The sequence below is a fragment of the Pseudoalteromonas sp. Isolate3 genome (assembly GCF_022398505.1).
Taxonomy (GTDB): Bacteria; Pseudomonadota; Gammaproteobacteria; order Enterobacterales; family Alteromonadaceae; genus Pseudoalteromonas; species Pseudoalteromonas apostichopi.
Genome location: NZ_JAKEVN010000074.1, coordinates 1 through 21,545, shown reverse-complemented (window position 1 = coordinate 21,545; position 21,545 = coordinate 1). Strand labels below are relative to the sequence as shown.

Annotated in this window: 13 protein-coding genes; 11 read left to right on the top strand and 2 right to left on the bottom strand. The window is 40.7% G+C overall.

Features of this window, described 5'->3' with window-relative positions; translation table 11 throughout:
* Window positions 1-561 precede the first annotated feature (561 nt).
* The 11 genes from L1D46_RS14075 to rluF all read left to right on the top strand — a co-directional run bounded on the left by L1D46_RS14075 (window position 562) and on the right by rluF (window position 17,192).
* On the top strand, window positions 562-861 hold the full coding sequence (locus tag L1D46_RS14075) for an isoamylase early set domain-containing protein (RefSeq protein WP_130052684.1): 300 nt from the start codon (window positions 562-564) through the stop codon (window positions 859-861).
* An 8-nt stretch (window positions 862-869) separates the two neighbouring features.
* Window positions 870-2,846 carry a 4-alpha-glucanotransferase gene (gene malQ, locus L1D46_RS14070; RefSeq protein WP_130052683.1) on the top strand — a complete coding sequence of 659 codons (1,977 nt, stop codon included), beginning with the start codon at window positions 870-872 and terminating at the stop codon, window positions 2,844-2,846.
* Window positions 2,846-5,083: a 1,4-alpha-glucan branching protein GlgB gene (gene glgB, locus L1D46_RS14065; RefSeq protein ID WP_130052682.1), complete on the top strand. Its 2,238-nt coding sequence runs from the start codon at window positions 2,846-2,848 to the stop codon at window positions 5,081-5,083. Before malQ ends, glgB begins: the two co-directional genes overlap by 1 nt.
* Window positions 5,073-7,130: a glycogen debranching protein GlgX gene (glgX, locus tag L1D46_RS14060; protein ID WP_130052681.1), complete on the top strand. Its 2,058-nt coding sequence runs from the start codon at window positions 5,073-5,075 to the stop codon at window positions 7,128-7,130. The genes glgB and glgX overlap by 11 nt, the downstream gene beginning before the upstream one ends.
* Window positions 7,123-9,645: a glycogen/starch/alpha-glucan phosphorylase gene (locus L1D46_RS14055; RefSeq protein ID WP_130052680.1), complete on the top strand. Its 2,523-nt coding sequence runs from the start codon at window positions 7,123-7,125 to the stop codon at window positions 9,643-9,645. Before glgX ends, L1D46_RS14055 begins: the two co-directional genes overlap by 8 nt.
* Before the next feature lie 18 nt (window positions 9,646-9,663).
* Window positions 9,664-10,965 (top strand): glucose-1-phosphate adenylyltransferase, encoded by a 1,302-nt coding sequence (glgC, locus tag L1D46_RS14050; RefSeq protein WP_054562381.1) that lies wholly within the window; start codon window positions 9,664-9,666, stop codon window positions 10,963-10,965.
* Window positions 10,966-11,088: 123 nt separating this feature from the next.
* Complete coding sequence (locus L1D46_RS14045) at window positions 11,089-12,627, top strand: glycogen/starch synthase (protein WP_130052679.1); 1,539 nt, start codon at window positions 11,089-11,091, stop codon at window positions 12,625-12,627.
* Window positions 12,628-12,718: 91 nt separating this feature from the next.
* Window positions 12,719-13,933 carry an HDOD domain-containing protein gene (locus L1D46_RS14040; protein ID WP_130052678.1) on the top strand — a complete coding sequence of 405 codons (1,215 nt, stop codon included), beginning with the start codon at window positions 12,719-12,721 and terminating at the stop codon, window positions 13,931-13,933.
* 7 nt (window positions 13,934-13,940) lie between these two features.
* Complete coding sequence (locus L1D46_RS14035) at window positions 13,941-15,023, top strand: DUF418 domain-containing protein (RefSeq protein ID WP_130052677.1); 1,083 nt, start codon at window positions 13,941-13,943, stop codon at window positions 15,021-15,023.
* A gap of 43 nt (window positions 15,024-15,066) precedes the next feature.
* Window positions 15,067-16,158: an ABC transporter substrate-binding protein gene (locus L1D46_RS14030; RefSeq protein ID WP_168990040.1), complete on the top strand. Its 1,092-nt coding sequence runs from the start codon at window positions 15,067-15,069 to the stop codon at window positions 16,156-16,158.
* An 89-nt stretch (window positions 16,159-16,247) separates the two neighbouring features.
* Window positions 16,248-17,192, top strand: coding sequence for a 23S rRNA pseudouridine(2604) synthase RluF (rluF, locus tag L1D46_RS14025; RefSeq protein WP_130052675.1), 945 nt, complete (start codon window positions 16,248-16,250; stop codon window positions 17,190-17,192).
* A gap of 139 nt (window positions 17,193-17,331) precedes the next feature.
* Here the strand turns inward: rluF and L1D46_RS14020 are convergent, their stop codons facing one another.
* On the bottom strand, window positions 17,332-20,403 hold the full coding sequence (locus L1D46_RS14020) for an efflux RND transporter permease subunit (protein WP_130052674.1): 3,072 nt from the start codon (window positions 20,401-20,403) through the stop codon (window positions 17,332-17,334).
* Window positions 20,403-21,488, bottom strand: a complete 1,086-nt coding sequence (locus L1D46_RS14015; protein ID WP_130052673.1) for an efflux RND transporter periplasmic adaptor subunit — start codon at window positions 21,486-21,488, stop codon at window positions 20,403-20,405. The genes L1D46_RS14020 and L1D46_RS14015 overlap by 1 nt, the downstream gene beginning before the upstream one ends.
* Window positions 21,489-21,545 lie beyond the last annotated feature (57 nt).

The window sequence follows — 21,545 nt, the reverse complement described above, 5'->3', positions numbered from 1 at the left end:
ATAATTTTATTTTTTAATAATTTATGTGGTAGTAGCATAGTAAGTAGTTAAGAACTTAAACTTTATTTTTACTTATTTTGTTGGTTTATTTATAAAAACAGTGTGGCGTAAACAAGTTTTCATTTTTGGAAATAATTAGCTAATGTTTTTTGATGAGTGAAGTAGTGTCTCTTTTGGTGCTTTTACTCTAATTAATCACTTCAATTTTATTCACTTTACCCAACCTAAATTGTTATCTACTTTTTATAAGTTATGTAGAGAGCTGATAAAAATGACGCTGAAAATAAAGTATATTTTACCATCAACTTGGTTCAGTTATTGCTCGTAATAATATAGCAATATGATTGTTGTAATTTTGTATGTTTTACGCACTATTTTGGTGCAAAAAATAAACAGTTGCACTGTCATAATGCGTAAATATAGGTTTGATTTACTAACACGAACTTGATGTTTTTGTAAGCAAGATAGCAAAACCTGCAACGCACAGTTTCCGCTCAATGATTTATTAGTGCGGGACTGTGGCAAGGATTAATTTACCAATTGGTTGAATTGGAGCCCACTATGTTAAGTAAACGTTTTTTTAAAACTAAAGACGAAACCGAAGTTACCTTTGAATTCCAACACCCTGACGCTGATGATGTGCAATTAGTCGCAGAATTTACAGATTGGCAACCAGTGCCAATGAAGTTCAATAAAAAAGAACAAGTTTTCAAATACAAACAGCGTTTACCTTTAGATCAAGAATTTCATTTCCGCTACTTAATTAACGGCGAAACATGGGACAATGATCACCAAGCTGATGGTTATATTCCTAACGGTTTTGGTACTGATAACAGCATTGTTAAAACCCAGCGCGCTTAGGTGTTTTAATGCAGTCACTTTCGCAGTTATATTACCTGCATGGCATAGGCTATGAATACACTAAGTACACTGGCGAACATGTTATTTTCGATGAAAGTACACGTAGGCAGGCACTTAGTTGTTGTGGTATCGATACTCAAGATGAAGATGCAATTAAGCAACTTAATTTTGCATTAGATGCAGGTACTTGGCTGAATTTGTTGCCTCAAACAAGTATTGTTGAGGCACATCAGCCTATTTTGAAAGTACGCTTAGATGAACGTTTGTTATCACGATCATGCACATTAAGCGTTCCTTCGTTAAATATTTACTTTACCCGTGAAAACTTACAGGGTTTAGAGGTACTCGGAGATTATGGTTTAAATGGCATACGTTATCTCGAACTCGCTTTACCGGTTCCTGACATGCCGATTGGATATCATGATGCGCTAATTTCTGTTGCAGATCAGCAGTCTCACAGCCAACTTTGGGTAGTACCAAAAGAGTGTTTTTCTATTGATGATAAAAAGCGTTTAGGTTTATCTATTCAGCTTTATAGCTTATGTAATGAAGATGGTTTAGGTATTGGTGATTTTGCGGATTTAGAAAAGCTGATTCAAGAAGCAGCAGCACAAAATATGGATTATGTGCTACTTAATCCCTTGCATTTATTATTTGTGCATAGCCCAGAAAGAGCAAGCCCTTATAGCCCAAATTCCCGAGCTTTATTAAATCCTTTATATATTGCTGTATCGCAATGCGAGGACGCCAAAAATAATAAGGTACTTACTAAATTATTAGCAGATAAGCCGCAACCCAATTCGTCTTACATCGATTACACATCGGTCAGTGAATTCAAATATCAAGTATTTAGTTGTTTGTATCAGCATTTTTGCGAGTTTGCCTCACCAGATCGAAAAGAACAGTTCGCGATTTTTTGTGATACGCATAAGCGTAGCCTATCCACCATGCTGGTTGGCGATCGTGATTATGCAAGTTACTTACAATGGCAAGCGCATTCACAATTAAATATATGCCAACAAGCAGCCCGTGATAGTGGTATGGCTATTGGCCTAATCAATGATTTAGCTGTTGGGTGTGCAGGTGATGGTAGTGAGTTTAAAAGCCAAAACGAACTTTTTGCCGAAGGTGCGCATGTCGGCGCACCACCAGATCCTTGGGCTGAGCATGGCCAAAACTGGGGGCTACCAGCCCTTAATCCGCAAAAGTTAAGCAAGGACAACTTTGCATTCTATCGTTCGCTTATCCGAGCCAATATGGAAGACGTTGGCGGTCTGAGAATTGACCATGTAATGGCAATTCGTCGACTTTGGTGGTGCTTCAAAAATAATTCACAGCAAGATGGTTGTTATGTCTATTATCCATTTGAGCATTTATTAGCGGTGCTTAAAATTGAATCTCACCTTAATCAATGTGTGGTGATTGGTGAAGATTTAGGAGTTGTACCGAATGAAGTACGTGAAGCTCTAAAAGCGAGCGCAATATATTCTAATGGACTGTTTTATTTCGAAAAAGATTATCAAGGCGAGTTTTTAGCCGCTGAGCATTTTGCTCCTCAAAGCTTATTAATGATAGCAAACCATGACGTTCCACCTTTTAAAGGTTGGTGGATTGGCCATGATATTACCATTAAACAACAATATGGTTTGCTAGATGAAGGGCAAGCAAGGGCTCTGTTTGATGCGCGAAACCTTGAAAAGCAACGCATGCTAAACTTTATAGCGCGCGAATCAGAACAATATTTATCGTTAGATGCAGACGCTTTCTTGGTATATGAAGCTCTGGCATCGTCTTTAGCAGCAGCATCAGCAAGGCTATTTACTATTCAAATAGATGATTTAGACCAGCAAGTACTGCCTGTAAATATCCCCGGTACAGACAAAGAGTACCCAAATTGGCGGCGTTTATTATCGCGTCCAGCGGCGGAAATTATTAAAGCGCAACAGTCATTCTTAGCCAATTTAATCTCGATAAGGAATCAATAATGCGAAGTCGAGTTCGTCAAGAGCAAAATGCACAACCTATTATTTATCAAAAACAGATAGATGCATTAGTCAGTGGTTGTTTTAGAGACCCCTTCAGCTTTCTTGGGCCTCATAAAAGTGATGACTCAAGTTATGACATACGTTGTTTTTTGCCTGGTGCTAGTAGTGTTACGGTTTTACTTGGTACAGAAAAAATCGTTGCGCAGCAACAAGGTAATAGTCACTTATTTATTGCTAATATCAAGTCAAAAACAAAGCCTGACTACCAACTAGATGTCAGTTATAGCGATGAATTTAACCATCTACAACATGATGAGTACAGTTTTGATAGCACCTTAGATGAACAGGCTATGTATCTGTTTAATGAAGGTAGTTTAGAGTATGCGTATCAACATTTTGGTGCTCATTTTGTATCTCAACAAGGTGTCGATGGAGTACGCTTTACGGTATGGGCACCGAATGCTAGCAGTGTTTCTGTGATTGGTGAATTTAACTACTGGCAGCGTAATCGCCATTTTATGCGTTTTCACCCAGCTAGTGGTGTTTGGGAGTTGTTTATCCCAGATCTAAAAGAACATCAATGTTACAAGTTTGCCATCACAACATTGACAGGTGAAGTCCTTGAAAAAGCAGACCCGTTCGCGTTCAAAATGCAGCAAGCACCTGGCACAGCATCAGTCTTACAAAAGCTAAATACTGGGGTGGCGCTTTCTGAACAAGCGTTAGCTAATCGTGCAAAACGTAACAGTGTTAATGCGCCAGTCTGTATTTATGAAGTGCACGCGGGTTCTTGGCAAAGAAGAGATAACGGGGAGCGCTATTTAACATGGCGTGAGCTTGCCGATAACCTTATTCCGTACACTAAAGAGCTTGGTTTTACGCATTTGCAATTAATGCCTATCAGTGAGTATCCCTTTGATGGATCATGGGGTTATCAACCCGTTGGATTGTTTGCACCGACCAGCCGCTATGGCAGTTTTGAAGATTTTGTTTATTTTGTTGAACAGTGTCATGAAGCCGATATCGGTCTTATTCTTGACTGGGTACCCGGGCACTTTCCTAGCGATCCTCATGGTTTACATCGTTTTGACGGAACCCATTTATTCGAGCATGCTGATGTTAGACAAGGATTTCATCCAGATTGGAATACGTATATATACAATTATGACCGAGCAGAAGTTCGCAGCTTTTTAATTGCAAATGCAATGTATTGGTTAAATGAGTTTGGCATTGACGGCTTACGTGTTGATGCTGTTGCTTCAATGCTTTATCTGGATTATAGCCGTGAAGAAGGGCAGTGGATTGCAAACCAATTTGGTGGTCGAGAAAACCTAGGCGCCATTGAGTGTTTAAAACAAGTAAATATGCGCTGCTATGCAAAAAATCCAGGCATAATGATGGTGGCTGAAGAGTCGACAGCATGGCCAGGGGTTACACGCCAAGTTGATCATGATGGTTTAGGCTTTGGTTATAAATGGAACATGGGTTGGATGAATGACAGTTTGCATTATATGCAACGTGATTCGATATACCGTTCGCATCATCATCATGAAATGACTTTTTCAATGGTTTACGCTTACAGCGAAAACTATATTTTGCCGCTTAGTCACGATGAAGTCGTGCATGGTAAAGGCTCATTAATAGAAAAAATGCCAGGAGATGATTGGCAAAAGTTTGCAAACTTACGTGCATATTATGCGTTTATGTGGGCGCATCCGGGTAAAAAACTGTTATTTATGGGTGCAGAAATCGCCCAACGCAAAGAGTGGAATCACGATCAATCTCTTGACTGGCATTTGCTTGAGCATATGAGCCATCGTGGTATGCAGCAAACTATCAAAGAATTGAATGCCGTTTACACCAGCACCCCAGCCTTGTATGAGCAAGACACCAACCCTGCAGGGTTTGCATGGCTTGATAGCACTAATGCTGAGCAAAGTATGTTTAGCTTTATTCGCTATGCAAAAAAAGCGAAAGACTTTGTGGTGGTGATTTGTAACTTAACTCCACAGGTATATCACGATTATGTCATTGGCGTGCCAAAATCGGGCTCTTATCAAGTCGTTTTAAATACCGACAAAACTGACTATTTTGGTTCCGGTGTTGAAGTTACCAGTCACGCCGAACAAATCATTACAAGCCAAGCTATAGAAAGTCATGGTTTTAATCAAAGTATTAGTATCTCTTTGCCTGGTCTTGCAACTATTTACCTGAAGAAGGTGAGCGATGAGTCATAGTGTCGAACTCGAAGTCGGGGTGAGCTCTCCTTTAGGTGCGTCTGTTGTTGGCAATGGCGTTAATTTTGCTGTGTACGCCCCTCAAGCGCAACATATGTCGTTGTGCTTATTTGACAGTAGTGGTCATTCTGAGATTCTCACTCTCGCGATGCATATGAACGAAGGCGGGATATGGACGCTAAAAGTGAGTCCTCTGAAAAGTGGTGCTTTGTATGGCTTTCGGGCTGATGGTGAGTATGCACCTGAAAAAGGGCTATTTTTTAATAATCACAAACTGCTATTGGACCCTTACGCACGTGATATATATGGCGAATTTACTTGGAGTGAACGCCATTATGGGCAAATGCCTGTTGGGAAATTAAGCCAGGTTAACAACGCGATTGATATGCCTAAATCACGGGTACGGGAACTAACACCTTACGCTGGGAAAAAACCAAATCATTGCTGGGGCAAAACGGTTATTTATGAATGCCATGTGGTTGGTGCAACCTGTCGTCACCCAGAGATCCCAAAATCTTTGCAAGGTAAGTTTTTAGGTTTAAGCCATCCAAGTTTTATTGAGCACCTGCGCAAGATTGGTGTGACTTGCATAGAATTATTACCTGTCCATGCTTTTATAAGCGAGCAGTTTTTAACGGCGAAAGGCTTACAAAATTACTGGGGATACAACACGCTTAATTTCTTTACGCCGCATAAAGATTATCTAGTTAATGATGATATTTGTGAATTTCAAGAAATGGTGACGGCGCTACACAAAGCTGATATCGAAGTAATATTAGACGTGGTTTATAACCACACCGCTGAAGCAGGAACTGATGGGCCTATCTTGTCACTTCGCGGATTAGATAATCTCGGTTATTACCGTACAGTTGCAGAGAAACCAAAACATTACATTAATGATACAGGCTGCGGCAACACGGTAAATATTGATTCGCCTCGGACTTTACAACTTGTGCTTGATAGCTTGCGGTATTGGGTTGAAGTAATGGGAGTAGATGGTTTTCGTTTTGACTTAGCGACGATTTTAGCTCGTAACCCCAATGGCTTTAATCAAGCACATGCATTTTTTCAAGCTATCAATCAAGATCCTATACTTAGCCAAGTTAAACTCATTGCAGAGCCATGGGATATAGGTCCTGGCGGTTATCAATTAGGAGCTTTTCCCTCACCTTGGCGTGAATGGAATGATAAATATCGCGATACTATAAGGCGCTTTTGGAAACAAGAACAGGGTGTTATTGGTGAGCTAGCAAAACGTTTACATGGTTCGTTCGATTTGTTTGAACATAACTTACGTGGCCCTCTCAATAGTATCAACTTTATCACTAGTCATGATGGTTTCACGCTTGCTGATTTAGTCAGCTACGAAAATAAACATAATGAAGCTAATGGTGAGCAAAATCGGGATGGCCACAGTGACAATCACTCTTTTAATTGTGGTGCCGAAGGTTTTACCAATGACCCACAAGTAAGCAAATTACGCTTACAACAACAAAAAAATATGCTGCTAACTTTGTTACTTTCTAAAGGCGTACCTATGCTTTCTTTAGGAAGCGAAATGGCACACTCACAAGGTGGTAACAACAACGCTTATTGTCAAAACAATCGCACAAGCTGGCTTGCATGGAAAGACTCACAACTTAGTCACCCTTTAACCCGATTTATTGACGATGTACTGCGCATTCGTAAGCAGTTCAGTATTTTTAAACACCATTTTTTTGTTCACGATAATGACCCACGTTATGAGGTCGCATGGTTTACAGAATCAGGCACTAATATGCAACAAGATGATTGGCATCAAGGCGATCGTCAAGTGTTGATCTACAGCCTGACAGACAAGCACACAAATCAAGCTTTATTGATTATTTTAAATGCAGGATCAGAGCCGGTAAATTGCCAACTTCCTAGTTTAGAAAAAGGAAAGTGGCGATTAGCACTGACCAGTATTCACCCCATGTCAACACAGTTTGTTGATAAGGAACAACAGATTGCTGCTATGAGCAGCTGGGTTTTTACCGCCAATTCAGAGGATCTAAATCATGGCTAAAAATGCCGATCAAGTATGTGTTGTAAAGGGCTGGCAGGATGCGCCTATAGTTGATGAAAGTACCCTAGACGATGATTTATCACGCCATTTTTATTACACCTTAGGGCGTGACAAAGTCGGTAAATCACAACTGTATTTATACCATGCATTAGCCTTAACTATTAGAGACAGGCTTGTTGCCCGCTGTCGTGTTACTAAACAACAAATTCATGAGCAAAAGCGCCGTAAAACAGCTTACTTATCACTTGAGTTTTTAATGGGGCGTGCACTTGGTAATGCGATTTTAAACTTAGATCTAGACGAGCAAGTCGCTAAAGCATTACAAGAGTACTGTACAGAACTTGAGCAAGTTGCAGAAGCTGAGCATGATGCCGGTCTTGGTAATGGTGGCTTAGGGCGTTTAGCAGCATGTTTCTTAGATAGCTGTGCAAGCCTTGCATTGCCAGTGATTGGCTATGGTATCCGTTATGAATATGGGATGTTTAATCAAGCTATTGAAAATGGTCATCAGATTGAACAACCAGATAATTGGCTACGTGAAGGCCACCCTTGGGAGCTCAGTGCGCCTGAGCAATCAAAGCGTGTAAAATTTTTTGGTCATGTTGAAAGCTATACTGATAAATATGGCCGTGAGCACCGCCAATGGCTAGATTCTCACGATGTCTTAGCAGTGCCTTATGACGTACCAATTCCAGGATACAAGAACGATATTGTAAATACTCTACGTTTATGGAAATCAGAAGCTACTGATGAATTTGATTTGAGCGAATTCAACGCAGGTAGTTATTCAGAAGCGGTAGCTCGTAAAAACTTAGCCGAACAAATTACAATGGTACTTTACCCAAATGACAGTAGTGAGAACGGTAAGGAACTGCGTTTGCGTCAGCAATATTTCTTATCATCAGCGAGCTTACAAGACATCATTGATACTTGGGTTAGTAAACATGGCGAAGATTTTTCTGACTTTGCCGATTACCATGTTTTTCAATTAAACGATACACACCCAAGTATTGCTGTAGCTGAGCTTATGCATATTTTGGTTGATGAGTATGAGCTTGATTGGCAAGATGCTTGGTCTATCACTACTAAGACCATGGCTTATACTAATCACACTTTACTGCCTGAAGCATTAGAAAAGTGGTCAGTATCATTATTTGCCCGATTATTACCGCGTATCTTAGAAATTATCTATGAAATCAATGCGCGTTTCTTAGCTGAAGTTGCTTTAACTTGGCCTGGTGATGTTGAAAAACAACGTGCATTGTCACTGATCGAAGAAGGCCCAGAGCCACAAATTCGCATGGCGTATTTAGCGATTGTGGGTAGCTATTCGGTTAATGGTGTGGCTGCACTTCACACTGAGCTACTTAAAGCGGGCTTATTCAATGAGTTTTATCAGCTATGGCCAGAAAAATTCAACAACAAAACCAATGGTGTAACACCACGTCGCTGGTTAGCACATTGTAACCCTGAGTTGGCTAAACTGCTTAATCAACACATTGGTGATGAATGGGTTGCTGACTTTAGCAAAATTAGCCAGTTACGCCGTTTATATGACGATCCTAAATTCCATAAACAATGGCAAGCTGTAAAACACAGCAATAAGCAACGCCTTGTTGAGTTAGTGAAAAACCGCTGTGGTGTAGAGTTTGACGCCGAAATGATGTTTGACGTGCAAGTTAAACGTATTCACGAATATAAGCGTCAGCTATTAAACGTACTGCACGTTATTCACCTTTACGACCGTATTCGCCAGGGCGATACAGCAAACATTGTTCCTCGTTGTGTGCTATTGGGTGGTAAAGCTGCACCTGGTTACTACATGGCGAAGAAAATTATTAAATTAATTAATAACGTAGCAGAAGTAATCAACAAAGATCCGCTTGCTAAACCGTATTTAAGAGTTGCTTTTTTACCAAATTACAATGTAACAGCAATGGAAACCATTTGCCCAGCAACGGATTTATCTGAGCAAATCTCTACAGCAGGTAAAGAAGCATCTGGCACAGGTAATATGAAGTTCATGATGAACGGCGCTTTGACCATAGGTACGTTAGATGGTGCTAACATCGAAATTCGTGATGCTGTGGGTGCGGACAACTTCTTCTTATTTGGTGCACGTGCAGAGCAAATTGATGATATCAAAGCGCACTATAATCCAGAGCAGATTATTCACCAAACTGACAGTCTCTATAAGGTAATGCACTTACTTGAGAGCGGTCACTTCAACTTGTTTGAGCCTAATTTATTTGACGACATTATCGCGGCGATTAAGAGCCCGCACGATCCATGGTTAGTCGCTCATGATTTTGCCAGCTTTGTAGAAGCGCAAGAGCAAGTTGAACAAGCCTACTTAGACACTGCTCACTGGACCAAGATGAGTATTTTGAATACTGCAGCCAGTGGCATGTTTTCGAGCGATAGAACCATTAGTCAATACAGTGACGACATCTGGCATTTGGAGCCATTACTGGATACTAGTGCACAGCAAAACACACAGAAGAAAAGCAGCTAGCTTAAGACGGAGAGAGTTATGCCAAGTTATGCAAACCGATACATAAGTAGTTTAACCAGAGAAACGTATGCCCTCATCTTAGCAGGGGGACGAGGCTCACGTTTACATGAATTAACAGACTGGCGTGCTAAACCAGCAGTCTATTTTGGTGGTAAACACCGAATAATCGACTTTCCACTGTCGAACTGTATTAATTCAGGTATTCGTCGAGTTGGTATTGCTACTCAATATAAGTCGCACTCGTTAATTCGTCACGTAAACCGTGCATGGGGCCACTTTAAGAAAGAGCTGGGTGAATCTGTAGAGATTTTACCAGCATCTCAGCGATATGGTGACGAGTGGTATTGCGGCACAGCTGATGCGGTATTCCAAAATATGGATATCATCCGTCATGAACTACCTAAATATGTCATGATCCTCTCTGGTGACCACGTATATTGTATGGATTACGGCGGTTTGTTGGCAAAACACGTTGAGACAGGTGCTGATATGACGGTTTGTTGTATTGAAGTACCTTGCGAAGAAGCTGCAGATACATTTGGTGTAATGACGGTTGATGAAAGCAATCGTGTCCGTCGTTTTGATGAAAAGCCTGCTGAGCCAACGTCTGTACCAGGTAAGCCTGGGACCTGTTTAGCATCAATGGGTAACTATATTTTCAATACTGAGTTCTTATTTGAACAATTGAAAAAAGACGCAGAAACTGAAGGTTCTGGTCGTGATTTCGGTCACGATATTATCCCAGCTATCATCGAAGAGCATAACGTGTTTGCATATCCGTTTAGAGACTCTAACACAGATGGTCAGCCATACTGGCGCGATGTTGGTACGCTTGATTCATTCTGGGAAGCCAACATGGAGCTGGTAATGCCAGAGCCTCAGCTTGACCTTTATGATCCAAAATGGCCAATCTGGACTTATCAGGAGCAGTTACCGCCAGCGAAATTCATTTTTGATGATGATGACAGACGTGGTATGGCTGTTGATTCAACAGTATCGGGTGGCTGTATTATCTCTGGCTCTAAAGTTAAAAAGTCACTGCTGTTCTCGAATGTCTATGTTCACTCATTCTGTGAAATAGAAGAATCAGTGATTTTACCTGGTGCAAAAATACAGCGAAACTGCCGAATTAGGCGTGCTATTATTGACCGCAACTGTGAGATCCCAGCGGGCCTAGAAATTGGTTACGACCACAAGGCCGACAAAGAAAATGGCTTTAGAGTCTCGAAAAAAGGGATTGTGCTGGTAACTCGTGATATGTTGAATGAACTTGCAAAAAAGTTAAAACAACAAGAGCAAGATAATAAACGACTTGCTTAAGCAATCGCGCTAAATGAAAAAGGGAGGGCATGTCCCTCCTTTATTTATATTTGAATAATATCAATTTGCTTAATTAAGTATTATTGCTGATTGGTATAACAGTTTTATGGAGTACTGCAAAGCATGCATGTATTGATGGTAGCTGCAGAGAATGATGCATTACCGAATGCCAAAGTCGGTGGTGTAGCGGATGTTGTTAGAGATTGTCCTAAAGCTTTAGTAGAAAAAGGACTGAGTGTTGATGTAGTCATACCTGATTACGGCTTTAGTCATTTAGAGCGTCATCATATTGGTGAAGTGCATGTGCCATTTGCCGGACAAATGCAAAAGCTTGATGTGTGGAAACTAGCTAAAAGTGAAAAAGGTGTAACACAACTAGTTATATCTCACTGGGAATTTAGCCGTCATAACGGTGCTGTTTATTGTAATGATGAACCCGGCCGTCCGTTTGCTACGGATGCAAGTAAGTTTGCTCTTTTTAACGCCGCTGTATGTGAAGCTTTGCTACAAGGAATTATTCGCACACCGGATGTAGTTCATCTACATGACTGGCATAGTGCCTGTGTTGCTTTATTACTAAAAACAGACAGTCGCTACAGAAAACTAGCGCATTTATTCTTAGCCTACACAGTTCATAACCTTGCATTGCAAGGGATACGTCCTTTTAAAGGCGACAGCTCAAGCCTTGAAGCCTGGTTCCCAGGTTTAGGTTATAACGGCGAAAAATTATGCGATCCGCGTTACTTTGATTGCTTTAACCCAATGCGCACTGCAATTAACTTGGTTGATAAAGTACATCTTGTATCGCCAACTTATTGCCAAGAAGTACTGCGTCCAAGTGATGCTGAAAAAGGTTTTTTTGGAGGGGAGGGTCTTGAAGCTGACTTGCAAGCTGCCTATGAACAAGGCCGCGTAGTGGGCATTCTTAATGGCTGCGAATACCCTGGAATGAAGCTTGACGACATTAGTTTAGCGAGTCTTTATCAGCATGCTGAAAATGCATTATTTCAATGGATGGCAAAAAGCCCTGTATTAGATTCAAGCTATTACATAGCTCATCAAAGATTACTTAAATTTAAAACTCAGCCGTTTTCCGGGCCATTAGTAACAAGTGTTGGTCGTTTGACAGATCAAAAAGCACTGCTACTTCGTCAGCCTTATGATAAAGGGCTCGTGTTAGATGAGTTGTGTCAGCGCTTAAAACAGCATAACGGTTACATGATTATTTTAGGTTCTGGGGATGCTGAACTTGAGCAAATTATGACATCGGTTATGGCTCGTCAAGAAAACCTGCTATTTTTAAAAGGGTACGCACATTTTGTTGGTGAATACATGTACCATTTAGGTGATTTATTCCTAATGCCAAGTTCATTTGAACCTTGTGGTATTAGTCAAATGTTAGCTATGCGAGCAGGGCAGCCGTGTTTAGTCCATAGCGTGGGCGGTTTACGTGATACTGTCGACCATCTTGTCAGTGGTTTTAGTTTTCAAGGTGAGAGTTTAGCAGCACAAAGCTACGAACTTGTTACTAGTTTTAGCGATGCGCTTGAGCTTAAGAAATCACAACCAGATAAATGGTGTTCAATATGTGAACAGGCCAAAAATGCCCGTTTTACGTGGCAATCTGTGGCAGAAGGCTATTTATCAGGCTTATATCAATAAAAAATGCGTGATTCATGGTAATTAAGTGACTTTTTTGTCAATTTCAGCTATTAATTACTTAGTGTGAGATAAAATATAAAAAGTAGGTAAAGTGGCTGTATTTGTTGCTAGGCAAGCGGTCTTTAACCGTCGTCAACAAGTTGTCGCCTATGAGCTACTATTTAGAGATAGTTTACAAAATAGTTTTCCTGATGTGTCAGAGAGTACGGCAACGGCTCGACTTATTATGGAAAACCAGCTCAATTTAGGTACCCGTCATATTACGTCGGGCAAAAAAGCATTAATTAATATAGGTCCAGAGTCTTTGAAGCTGGACCTTTGCGCGTTTCTGCCAACTCAAGATGTGGTGATTGAGTTACTAGAAACCATGGAACCTACCGACGAAAATTACGAATATTGTCGTGAGTTGTTTCATAACAATTATAAGTTGGCATTGGACGATTTTGTCTATCAACCTGAATGGGATCGCTTTTTAAAACTTATTCGTCTTATCAAGTTTGATGTACAGCAAACTCCTTTTGAAGAAATTGCTCCTGTTGTTAACAAGCTTAAAGAACATAAAAAAATAAAGCTTTTAGCCGAAAAACTTGAAACAGCTGATGATTACGACAAAGCCTATAAAATGGGCTTTGACTTCTTCCAAGGTTATTTCTTTGCAAAACCCAAAATGATTCAGCATCGCGATATTGATTACAACTACGCACTCGTATTATCAATTTATGCTGAAGTAATGCGCCCAGATCCAAACATAAGCGAAATTGCTGGCTTGTTCTCGTTAGATACCGCACTTGCTTATAAATTGCTGCGTTTAATAAATAGCGGCGTGTTTCCTATCAAGAGTAAAATTGGCTCTTTAAAACAAGCGCTAGTTTATCTTGGCCATGAACGACTGAAAAAGTTTGTGAGCTTAATTATCACCGCCCACAGTGCCCAATCAAAACCAGCCGAGCTTACTCGGCTTTGTGTTGTCAGAGCACGCTTTTGCGAATTAATAGCTCAGCGTGTTGCTAAGCAGCAAACGGGTGAGGCTTTTTTAACGGGACTGTTTTCGTTACTTGATGCCATATTAGATCAGCCTATGGAAAAGCTATTGGATCGATTGCCGTTTCCTGACGAAATTCATGCTGCTTTAATGCAAGAAAAAAATATTTTGTATTACATACTTGAAACTGTCAAAGCTTACGAAACCGGCAGCTGGTGGGCGCTTGAGCAGGCCGTTGCCTATTTAAGTATTGAAAGTGCAGATCTTCCCAAAATATACGAAAATGCAGTAAATTGGAGCGATAGCTGCAGACAAAACTTATAAGGGATTTATGCGCAATATAAATATGGATGTTTTACGGGGTATTGCGGTACTCGGCTTGATGTTTATGAACATCTACAGCTTTGCTCTATTTGAGTACGACTATACCCCAAGTGCTGCGCCACCCTTTTCAGACTCACTCATTTACACCGTAAATACAGTTTTCATTGATGGGCGCTTTAGAAGTTTATTTTGCCTATTATTTGGTGCATCTTTAGTCATTCAATGGCAGCTTTGGCAAAACGTCGAGAAGCAACATAAACGGCTACAAGTTTTGGCTTGTATTGGCCTTGCTCATGGCTTTCTATTATGGGCTGGTGATATATTGTTTATTTATGCCTGTGCAGGCTGGTTAACCCTTAAATTTAGCCAGCAAGATGAAGAAAAAATACTGCGTATGGGCATATTGTTCTTATTCCTTGGTGCTTTCATTTCATTTTTACTTGCCTTTGTAGAGCCGGAGTTTACCCCTGTAACGCGAAGCTCTGAGAGCTTTTTAATGGCGTATGATGCGGCTTATTCTTCTTACTTCGCAGGATTCGTCAGCAACTTTTTGATGTTTATTATAATGCTTATTGCTGTGCCACTGATCACTATGTGGATGGCTGCAGGGTTAATGCTGGTGGGCGTTTATCTATATAAACAAGGGGTATTTGTTGACGGCTTAACGAAAGCTCAGCTTAACATGATTGTTCCAGCGGCTATTGGTTTAACAGTTGTAAGGTTGATGATAGACCCTAGCAGCAGTGTATTTATGTACGCGATTGTGGAACCGATTAATTGGCTTGCTGCTTTAGCCGTGGCCATTTGTTATTGCCACATCATTATAAAAGTAGTTAAAAATACACCTAGTAACTGCTTGTTGCTACAGCAGGCAGGGCGTATGTCGTTGACGTTATATCTAATGCAAACAGTCGTATTTATCCTGTTTTTTAAAGTCGCATACCCTACCGCAGCACTTAATTTTGATCGCATAGATTATTGGTTGGTAATTGCTGTTGTGCTTGTTTTTCAGTTGTTTTTTTGTAAAGTGTATAGCCAGTATTTTACACATGGTCCGTGTGAATTTATTTGGCGGAAATTGTCTAGATAATTCCTCATATACTACAATCAAAGAAAAACAAAGCGGAGTGGTAATGCGAATTTGTTTGTTGGTTTTTACATTGCTTTGCTATTCACCACTTTATGCTGGCGAGCAATTCTCTGTGCTGTTAGTTAATCCCTCTGTTAAAAGCGATGTATTTTGGCAAAAAGTGACTGATGTGATGCAGGTTGCTGCCAAGCAAAATAATGTTTCTCTCACAACAATTTACGGTGGTGGAAATCGCCACATTCAATTAGCCGAACTAAAACAATACCTGCAATATAACCCTAAACCTGATTACGCCATTTTAATCAATTACCCAGGTGGCGCAGAGCAATCAATGAGTTTGCTTGAACAACACAAAGTGAAATTTATCACCCTTGAAGAAACGATTGTTGGCGTAGAGCGAGACGAAGTGGGTAAACCCCGTCAGCGCTTTAAGTATTGGCTTGGGGAAGTATTTCACGATAACTTTAAAGCGGGTGAGCAACTTGGCAAAGCCTTACTTGATGAGGCAATAAATACGCAGCAAACGCCTCACTTCGTTGCGATTAATGGTCATTATGGCACTGAATCTGACACCCGCAGTGATGGGCTCGTGCACTATCTACGAAAACAAGATGTTGAGCTTGAGCAAGTTGTGTATGCTGGTTGGAATAAGCAAGAAGCCGAGAATAAAGTAAGCCGATTGTTACAACGATACCCTGATACTAATGTGATTTGGTGTGCCTCTGATTTAATGGCACAAGGTGCCCTTGAAGCAGTAAAAGGTAAGACAGATAGAGTCTATTTTATTGGTGGCATTGATTGGCTTGACGATAATTTAAACTTAATTGAACAGCAAAAACTCACAGCCAGTGTTGGCGGGCATTTTATGATGGGTGCATGGGCATTAATTAGCTTGGTCGATCATCATAATGGTAACCCTTATTGGCAAAATCATGATGCGATTAAATTTCAGCTTGGGGTGATCACAAAGCACAATATTCAAAGTTACAACTGGCTAAGAAACATCAAAGACTGGTCGGTTATCCCTTTTGAAACTTTCTTATTGCAAAACAGAAAAAGTACCGAGTACGCGTTCGATTTTGATACTCTACATAGTTTATTGAGCGAAAAGCCTAAAAACGCAGCACTACACTAAAAGTGTAGTGAAAGAGCCTAGATTCTACCTAGCTTGGTAAAGTCTTCTGGTATAAACTAGCGGCTTTAAAATCCAGACAGAAGTGTGCCATGACAGAGTTAAAGCGATTAAATAAATTTATCAGTGAAACAGGTTTTTGTTCACGCCGTGAGGCAGATAAATATATTGAAGAAGGTCGTGTTACTGTTAACGGCAACTTGCCTGAAATGGGCGTAAAAGTCAGTGACGCCGATGATGTACTCATTGATGGTAAACCATTAAAAGCAAAACCTAAGCTGGTTTATATCGCCTATAACAAACCTGTTGGTATTACTTGTACGACTGAGCGAAAAATCCAAAGCAATATTGTTAAAGCGGTTAATTACCCAGAACGTATTTTCCCTATTGGACGCTTAGATAGACCTTCAGAAGGGTTAATCTTCTTAACCAACGAAGGCGACATCGTTAATAAAATTCTTCGCGCTGGTAATAATCATGAAAAAGAATATGTAGTGACGGTTGATAAACCGCTTAACCGCCAGTTCGTGAATAAGATGGCAAACGGGATTCCTATCCTCGATACTGTCACTAAAAAGTGTAAAGTTAAACAAACGGGCCCACAGCAATTTACCATAGTGCTAACACAAGGCTTAAACCGCCAAATACGCCGTATGTGCGAATATTTAGGCTATGAAGTGGTGACTCTAAAGCGCACACGAATTATGAACGTGACCCTAAAAGGTTTAAAAGTCGGGCAGTGGCGTCACTTAACCGAACAAGAAATGGCTGAGATCAATAACTCAATTGCTGACTCAGGTAAAACGGAAGAGCGTTCAGTTGATGAAAATAAACAACCTACTCAAGCTCGTGCCAAGCAAAAACCACGCAATGAAGAAGAAAAAAAGCGCGACTTCTCTAAATACGTGAAAAAGGCACGAGGTGATGCCAAACAAGGTCAATCAAGATCAAAGGCTGGCAATTCTCACTCATCAAAACCAAATCAAACTAAGCGTAGCAGTACAAAACGCACCGGTACATTAAGCCTGAAAAAATAGGCTTCAGAATAATAATGTGACGTTAATTACACTAACGTTAATTAGCCTTCCACTTTAAAACTTAACTAGAGTGTTCACTTTTTAAAGAAAAAGCCCTAACAATTTGATGTTAGGGCTTTTGGTTGAGAGTCAATCTGTATTAATTAGCATGACGCTGTTTAGGTACTTTGATCTTAAACAGCATGGTATAGAGCACAGGCACAACAATCAGTGTCAGTACTGTGGCAAAACCAAGACCAAACATAATGGTTACCGCCATTGACTGGAAGAACACGTCAAATAGCAGTGGGATCATGCCTAAAATGGTGGTAATTGCAGCCATCGCTACAGGACGAACACGGCTCACCCCAGAGTCGAACACCGCTTTGTAAGGGTCTTTGCCGCTATCGAGTTCAAGGTTAATTTGGTCAACTAAGACAATGCCGTTTTTGATGAGCATGCCGCTTAAGCTCAGTAAGCCAAGTAGTGCCATAAAGCTAAATGCAGCATTCATTAGTAATAAACCTGCGGATACACCAACAATAGCCAGCGGCACTGTCGCCCAAATCACTAAAGGCTTTTTAACCGAGTTAAATAGCAGTACAGTTATAGCGAACATAGCTAAGTAACCTAGCGGCAATGAGCCGAAAATAGCTTTTTGCGCTTTGCTTGATGACTCATATTCGCCGCCCCACTGCAATTCATAGCCACGAGGCAGCTCAATAGCTTCTATGTCTTTGCGAACACGTGCAAAAAGCTTCGCTGGAGTTTCATCGCCAATAACATCGTGGTCGGCCATCACAGTGATGGTACGCTTACGGTCACGTCGCATGATCAAGCTGTCTTCCCACTCAACAACAAAATCATCAACCACTTGGGTCACCGGTACAAACACACCTAACACAGGGCTGTAAATTTGTAAGTCACGCAAGCTTTCAACGTTTAAGCGTTCTTCAGCAGGCGAACGAGCAATAATAGGTAGCATTTGTGTGCCATCTTTATAAACGCCCACTTGTTTACCCGATAAGCTAGTTAACAGCAGCTGATCAAGGTCAGATTTAGCAATCCCTAAACGACGGGCTTTTTGCTCGTTAAATTGCGGACGAATTAACTTAGAGCGAGCACGCCAATCGTCACGAATATTAAATGCCCCTGCATCTTGATGCAGAATGTCTTTTGCCTCTTTTGCTAACTGGCGAAGTACCACAGGATCAGCACCAGAAAAACGTGCTTCAATTTTTGCATCAGTGGATGGGCCAATTTCCATACGTTTAACTTTAAGCTGAGCATCAAGTACATGCTCGTGCTGATAATCACGTACTTTTTTGATCATGGTAGTAACAGCTTCGCGGTCTTTTACACGAATAATCAATTGCCCATAAGCTGGGTATGATTTTTCAGGTGCGTAAGTCAGCATAAAACGCGGTGCGCCTTGACCAACCGTTGTGGTTATTTCTTCAACCAGAGGGTCGGCTTGTAAGAATTTTTCAAGCTTTGCAACACCATCCATTGTGGTATGAATATCAGCGCCTTGCGTATGCCAATAATCAACATAAAACATAGGTGTATTTGATGCAGGGAAGAACGACTGTTTAATAAATTTAAAACCATAAACTGAGCTTACCAACATAATAACCATTAGAAGTAGCGTGGTTTTACGGTACCGCATTGCTGTATGTAACACGCCTTTATAGACATTAAAAATAACACCTTGGTAAGGGTCTTCATCATGATGCGGCTGTTTTTCAGTTGCTTGTTTAAACATCAAATCAGCGAAGAAAGGCGTTAAGGTAATGGCTGTGATCCAGCTCAGTAATAACGATATAAATAATACCCAGAATAAGCTTCCTGCAAACTCTCCACTGGCATCTGAACTCAAGCCAATTGGCGCAAATGCTGTAATAGCGATAACCGTAGCACCTAATAACGGCCACTTGGTTTGATCTACAATATTAGTTGCAGCTTGCAGTTTAGTTTGTCCGCGCTTTAGATTTATCAATATGCCTTCGGTTACTACAATAGCATTATCAACCAGCATACCTAAGGCTATGATCAAGGCACCAAGCGAAATACGTTGTAAATCAATAGCAAACAACTTCATAAATATGAAGGTACCTAATACCGTTAGCAGGAGTATTACACCAATCAATACGCCGCTTTTAAAGCCCATAAAGACTAAGAGTACGATAATAACAATGGCAACAGCTTCTAGTAGGCTGATAATAAAGCCACTTACTGACTTTTCAACTTCGGCAGGTTGGTTATAAACGCTGTTAATTTCCATGCCATGTGGTCGTTGATATTCAAGTGACGCTAAATGAGCCTCAATATTTGCACCAACATCAACTACATTGACACCAGAGCTAAACGACACGCCTACCAGTAATGCTTGCTGCTGGTTATAGCGAATAATATTATTAGGGACTTCTGCATACTCACGAAAAACGGTAGCAACGTCACCTAAGTAAATAAGTTCATTCTCACCTGGCTTAGAGATAAGTAGATTTTCGAGCTCTTTTACATCTTTGAATTCACCTGTTGGATGTAGGCGAATTGATTCATCGCCAACGCGCACTTTACCTGCGTTCGACACACTGTTTTGTGTTTGTAAAAGCTGGTAAATACGATTGGGTGAGATACCTAACTGGGCTAGTTTACGAGTTGAAATTTCAACCATCACTTGGGCTTGTTGTTCACCACCTACGGTTACTTTACTTACACCATCCACCAAAACAAGTTCGCGTTTTAGATAATCAACGTAATCTTTGAGTTCATCATAAGAGTAACCATCACCGGTTACCGCATACATCACACCGTATACATCACCAAAGTCATCCATAATCTTACTAGGATAAACCCCTGATGGCATTGACGCTGCTTGATCGTTGATTTTACGACGCAGTTCATCCCATATTTGGCGTAAGTCTTGTTTACGGTAATTGCTTTTCATCTCCACGGTAATTTGCGATTTACCTGTTGATGAAATACTCGTTACGTAATCAACATACGGCAGCTGTTGAATTGCATTTTCGATAGGAAAGGTAACTTCTTCTTCAACCTGTTGTGGTGACGCGCCCGGGTAAAGCGTGATCACCATGGCTTTTTTTAGGGTGAATTCAGGATCTTCAAGTTGTCCTAAGCCAAAGTAAGCGACTGTTCCACCAATCAGTAAAAACAGCGCAAACATCCAGCTAATGACTTTTCTTTCAATAGCAAGTGCAGCGAAGCTCATTATAAGCCTCGCTCTTTTTGCCATGGGCGCACTTTCATACCTTCTTCTAAAGAGTGCACGCCTGCTGCAACAACAATTTGGTCTTGCTCAATACCTGATAGCACTTCAATACCATCACGATGTAACTGGCCAACTTCAACAGCTTGTTTATGTACTAAGCCAGTATTTTGGTCATACAGCCACACATAGCTATTGTTATTTTCAGACTCGGTAGGCTCTGAAAAAACCGCTTCAACAGGCAATAGTGTGTAAGATGATTGTGAGCTAGTGATTTTGCTTAAATCTATATCAACGCGGCCAGTCATACCTGCAAGTAGATTAAAGTCTTCTGGTACAGGTAAAGAAAACACAACTTTGTAGGTTAAAGTGATAGGGTCGGCTTGGGTATCAAACTCTTTTATGGTTAATTGATATGACTTGTTTGGGTAACCATCGAAGACAACTTCAGGTTGATAGTCAACGTCTTTATCGATTCGTGCAATAAGTTTTTCGGGAACTTGAATTACTACGTCCATTAGGTCGCGTGTTTCAAGGCGTAAGATGTTTTGTTTCGCTTGAATGTTTTCAAAGTTTTTAACAAACACCTTTGCCACAGTACCCGCGAACGGTGCGCGTAATTCACTATTATCTAGATTGGTTTTGGCTATTTTTAGCGCTGACTCTGCAACTTGTTTATTGGCCAGCGCTTGATCTAACTCAGATTGGCTGGCAATTGAACGGTTAAATAGCTTTTGGACTCGGTCAAGTTGAGATTCAGCAAGTTCAAAGCGAGCTTTGCGTTCATCATATTGCAGTTGAAAATCTTCGGGATCGAGTTTTGCTAAAAGCTCACCTTTTTCAACATGTTGGCCCGCTAGAGCTGGAAACTCAAGTAACTCACCATTAACTCTAAAGGCTAGGTAAGAACCTTGGTTAGCAACAACTTCAGCAGGAAAGCTGCGAATGCTTTGCTCTGAATTATTACCAATATTAAAAAGTTTAACAGGGCGTACTACCGGCTCTGCTTCAACTTGTTTTGCTTGCTCTGAACATGCCGAAAGTAACAGAAACATGCTGCTAATTAACACGGCGGGTGCCAATCTCATTGTCTTCTCCATAGATAAGAAAGCATAAATTTGCTGCAGGATACGCTGCAAAGATAT

Coding starts and splice junctions, on each gene's coding strand:
- L1D46_RS14075 (WP_130052684.1), top strand. CDS start 562: ATGTTAAGTAAACGTTTTTTTAAAACTAAAGACGAAACCGAAGTTACC.
- malQ (WP_130052683.1), top strand. CDS start 870: ATGCAGTCACTTTCGCAGTTATATTACCTGCATGGCATAGGCTATGAA.
- glgB (WP_130052682.1), top strand. CDS start 2,846: ATGCGAAGTCGAGTTCGTCAAGAGCAAAATGCACAACCTATTATTTAT.
- glgX (WP_130052681.1), top strand. CDS start 5,073: ATGAGTCATAGTGTCGAACTCGAAGTCGGGGTGAGCTCTCCTTTAGGT.
- L1D46_RS14055 (WP_130052680.1), top strand. CDS start 7,123: ATGGCTAAAAATGCCGATCAAGTATGTGTTGTAAAGGGCTGGCAGGAT.
- glgC (WP_054562381.1), top strand. CDS start 9,664: ATGCCAAGTTATGCAAACCGATACATAAGTAGTTTAACCAGAGAAACG.
- L1D46_RS14045 (WP_130052679.1), top strand. CDS start 11,089: ATGCATGTATTGATGGTAGCTGCAGAGAATGATGCATTACCGAATGCC.
- L1D46_RS14035 (WP_130052677.1), top strand. CDS start 13,941: ATGCGCAATATAAATATGGATGTTTTACGGGGTATTGCGGTACTCGGC.
- L1D46_RS14030 (WP_168990040.1), top strand. CDS start 15,067: ATGCGAATTTGTTTGTTGGTTTTTACATTGCTTTGCTATTCACCACTT.
- rluF (WP_130052675.1), top strand. CDS start 16,248: ATGACAGAGTTAAAGCGATTAAATAAATTTATCAGTGAAACAGGTTTT.
- L1D46_RS14020 (WP_130052674.1), bottom strand. CDS start 20,403: ATGAGCTTCGCTGCACTTGCTATTGAAAGAAAAGTCATTAGCTGGATG.
- L1D46_RS14015 (WP_130052673.1), bottom strand. CDS start 21,488: ATGAGATTGGCACCCGCCGTGTTAATTAGCAGCATGTTTCTGTTACTT.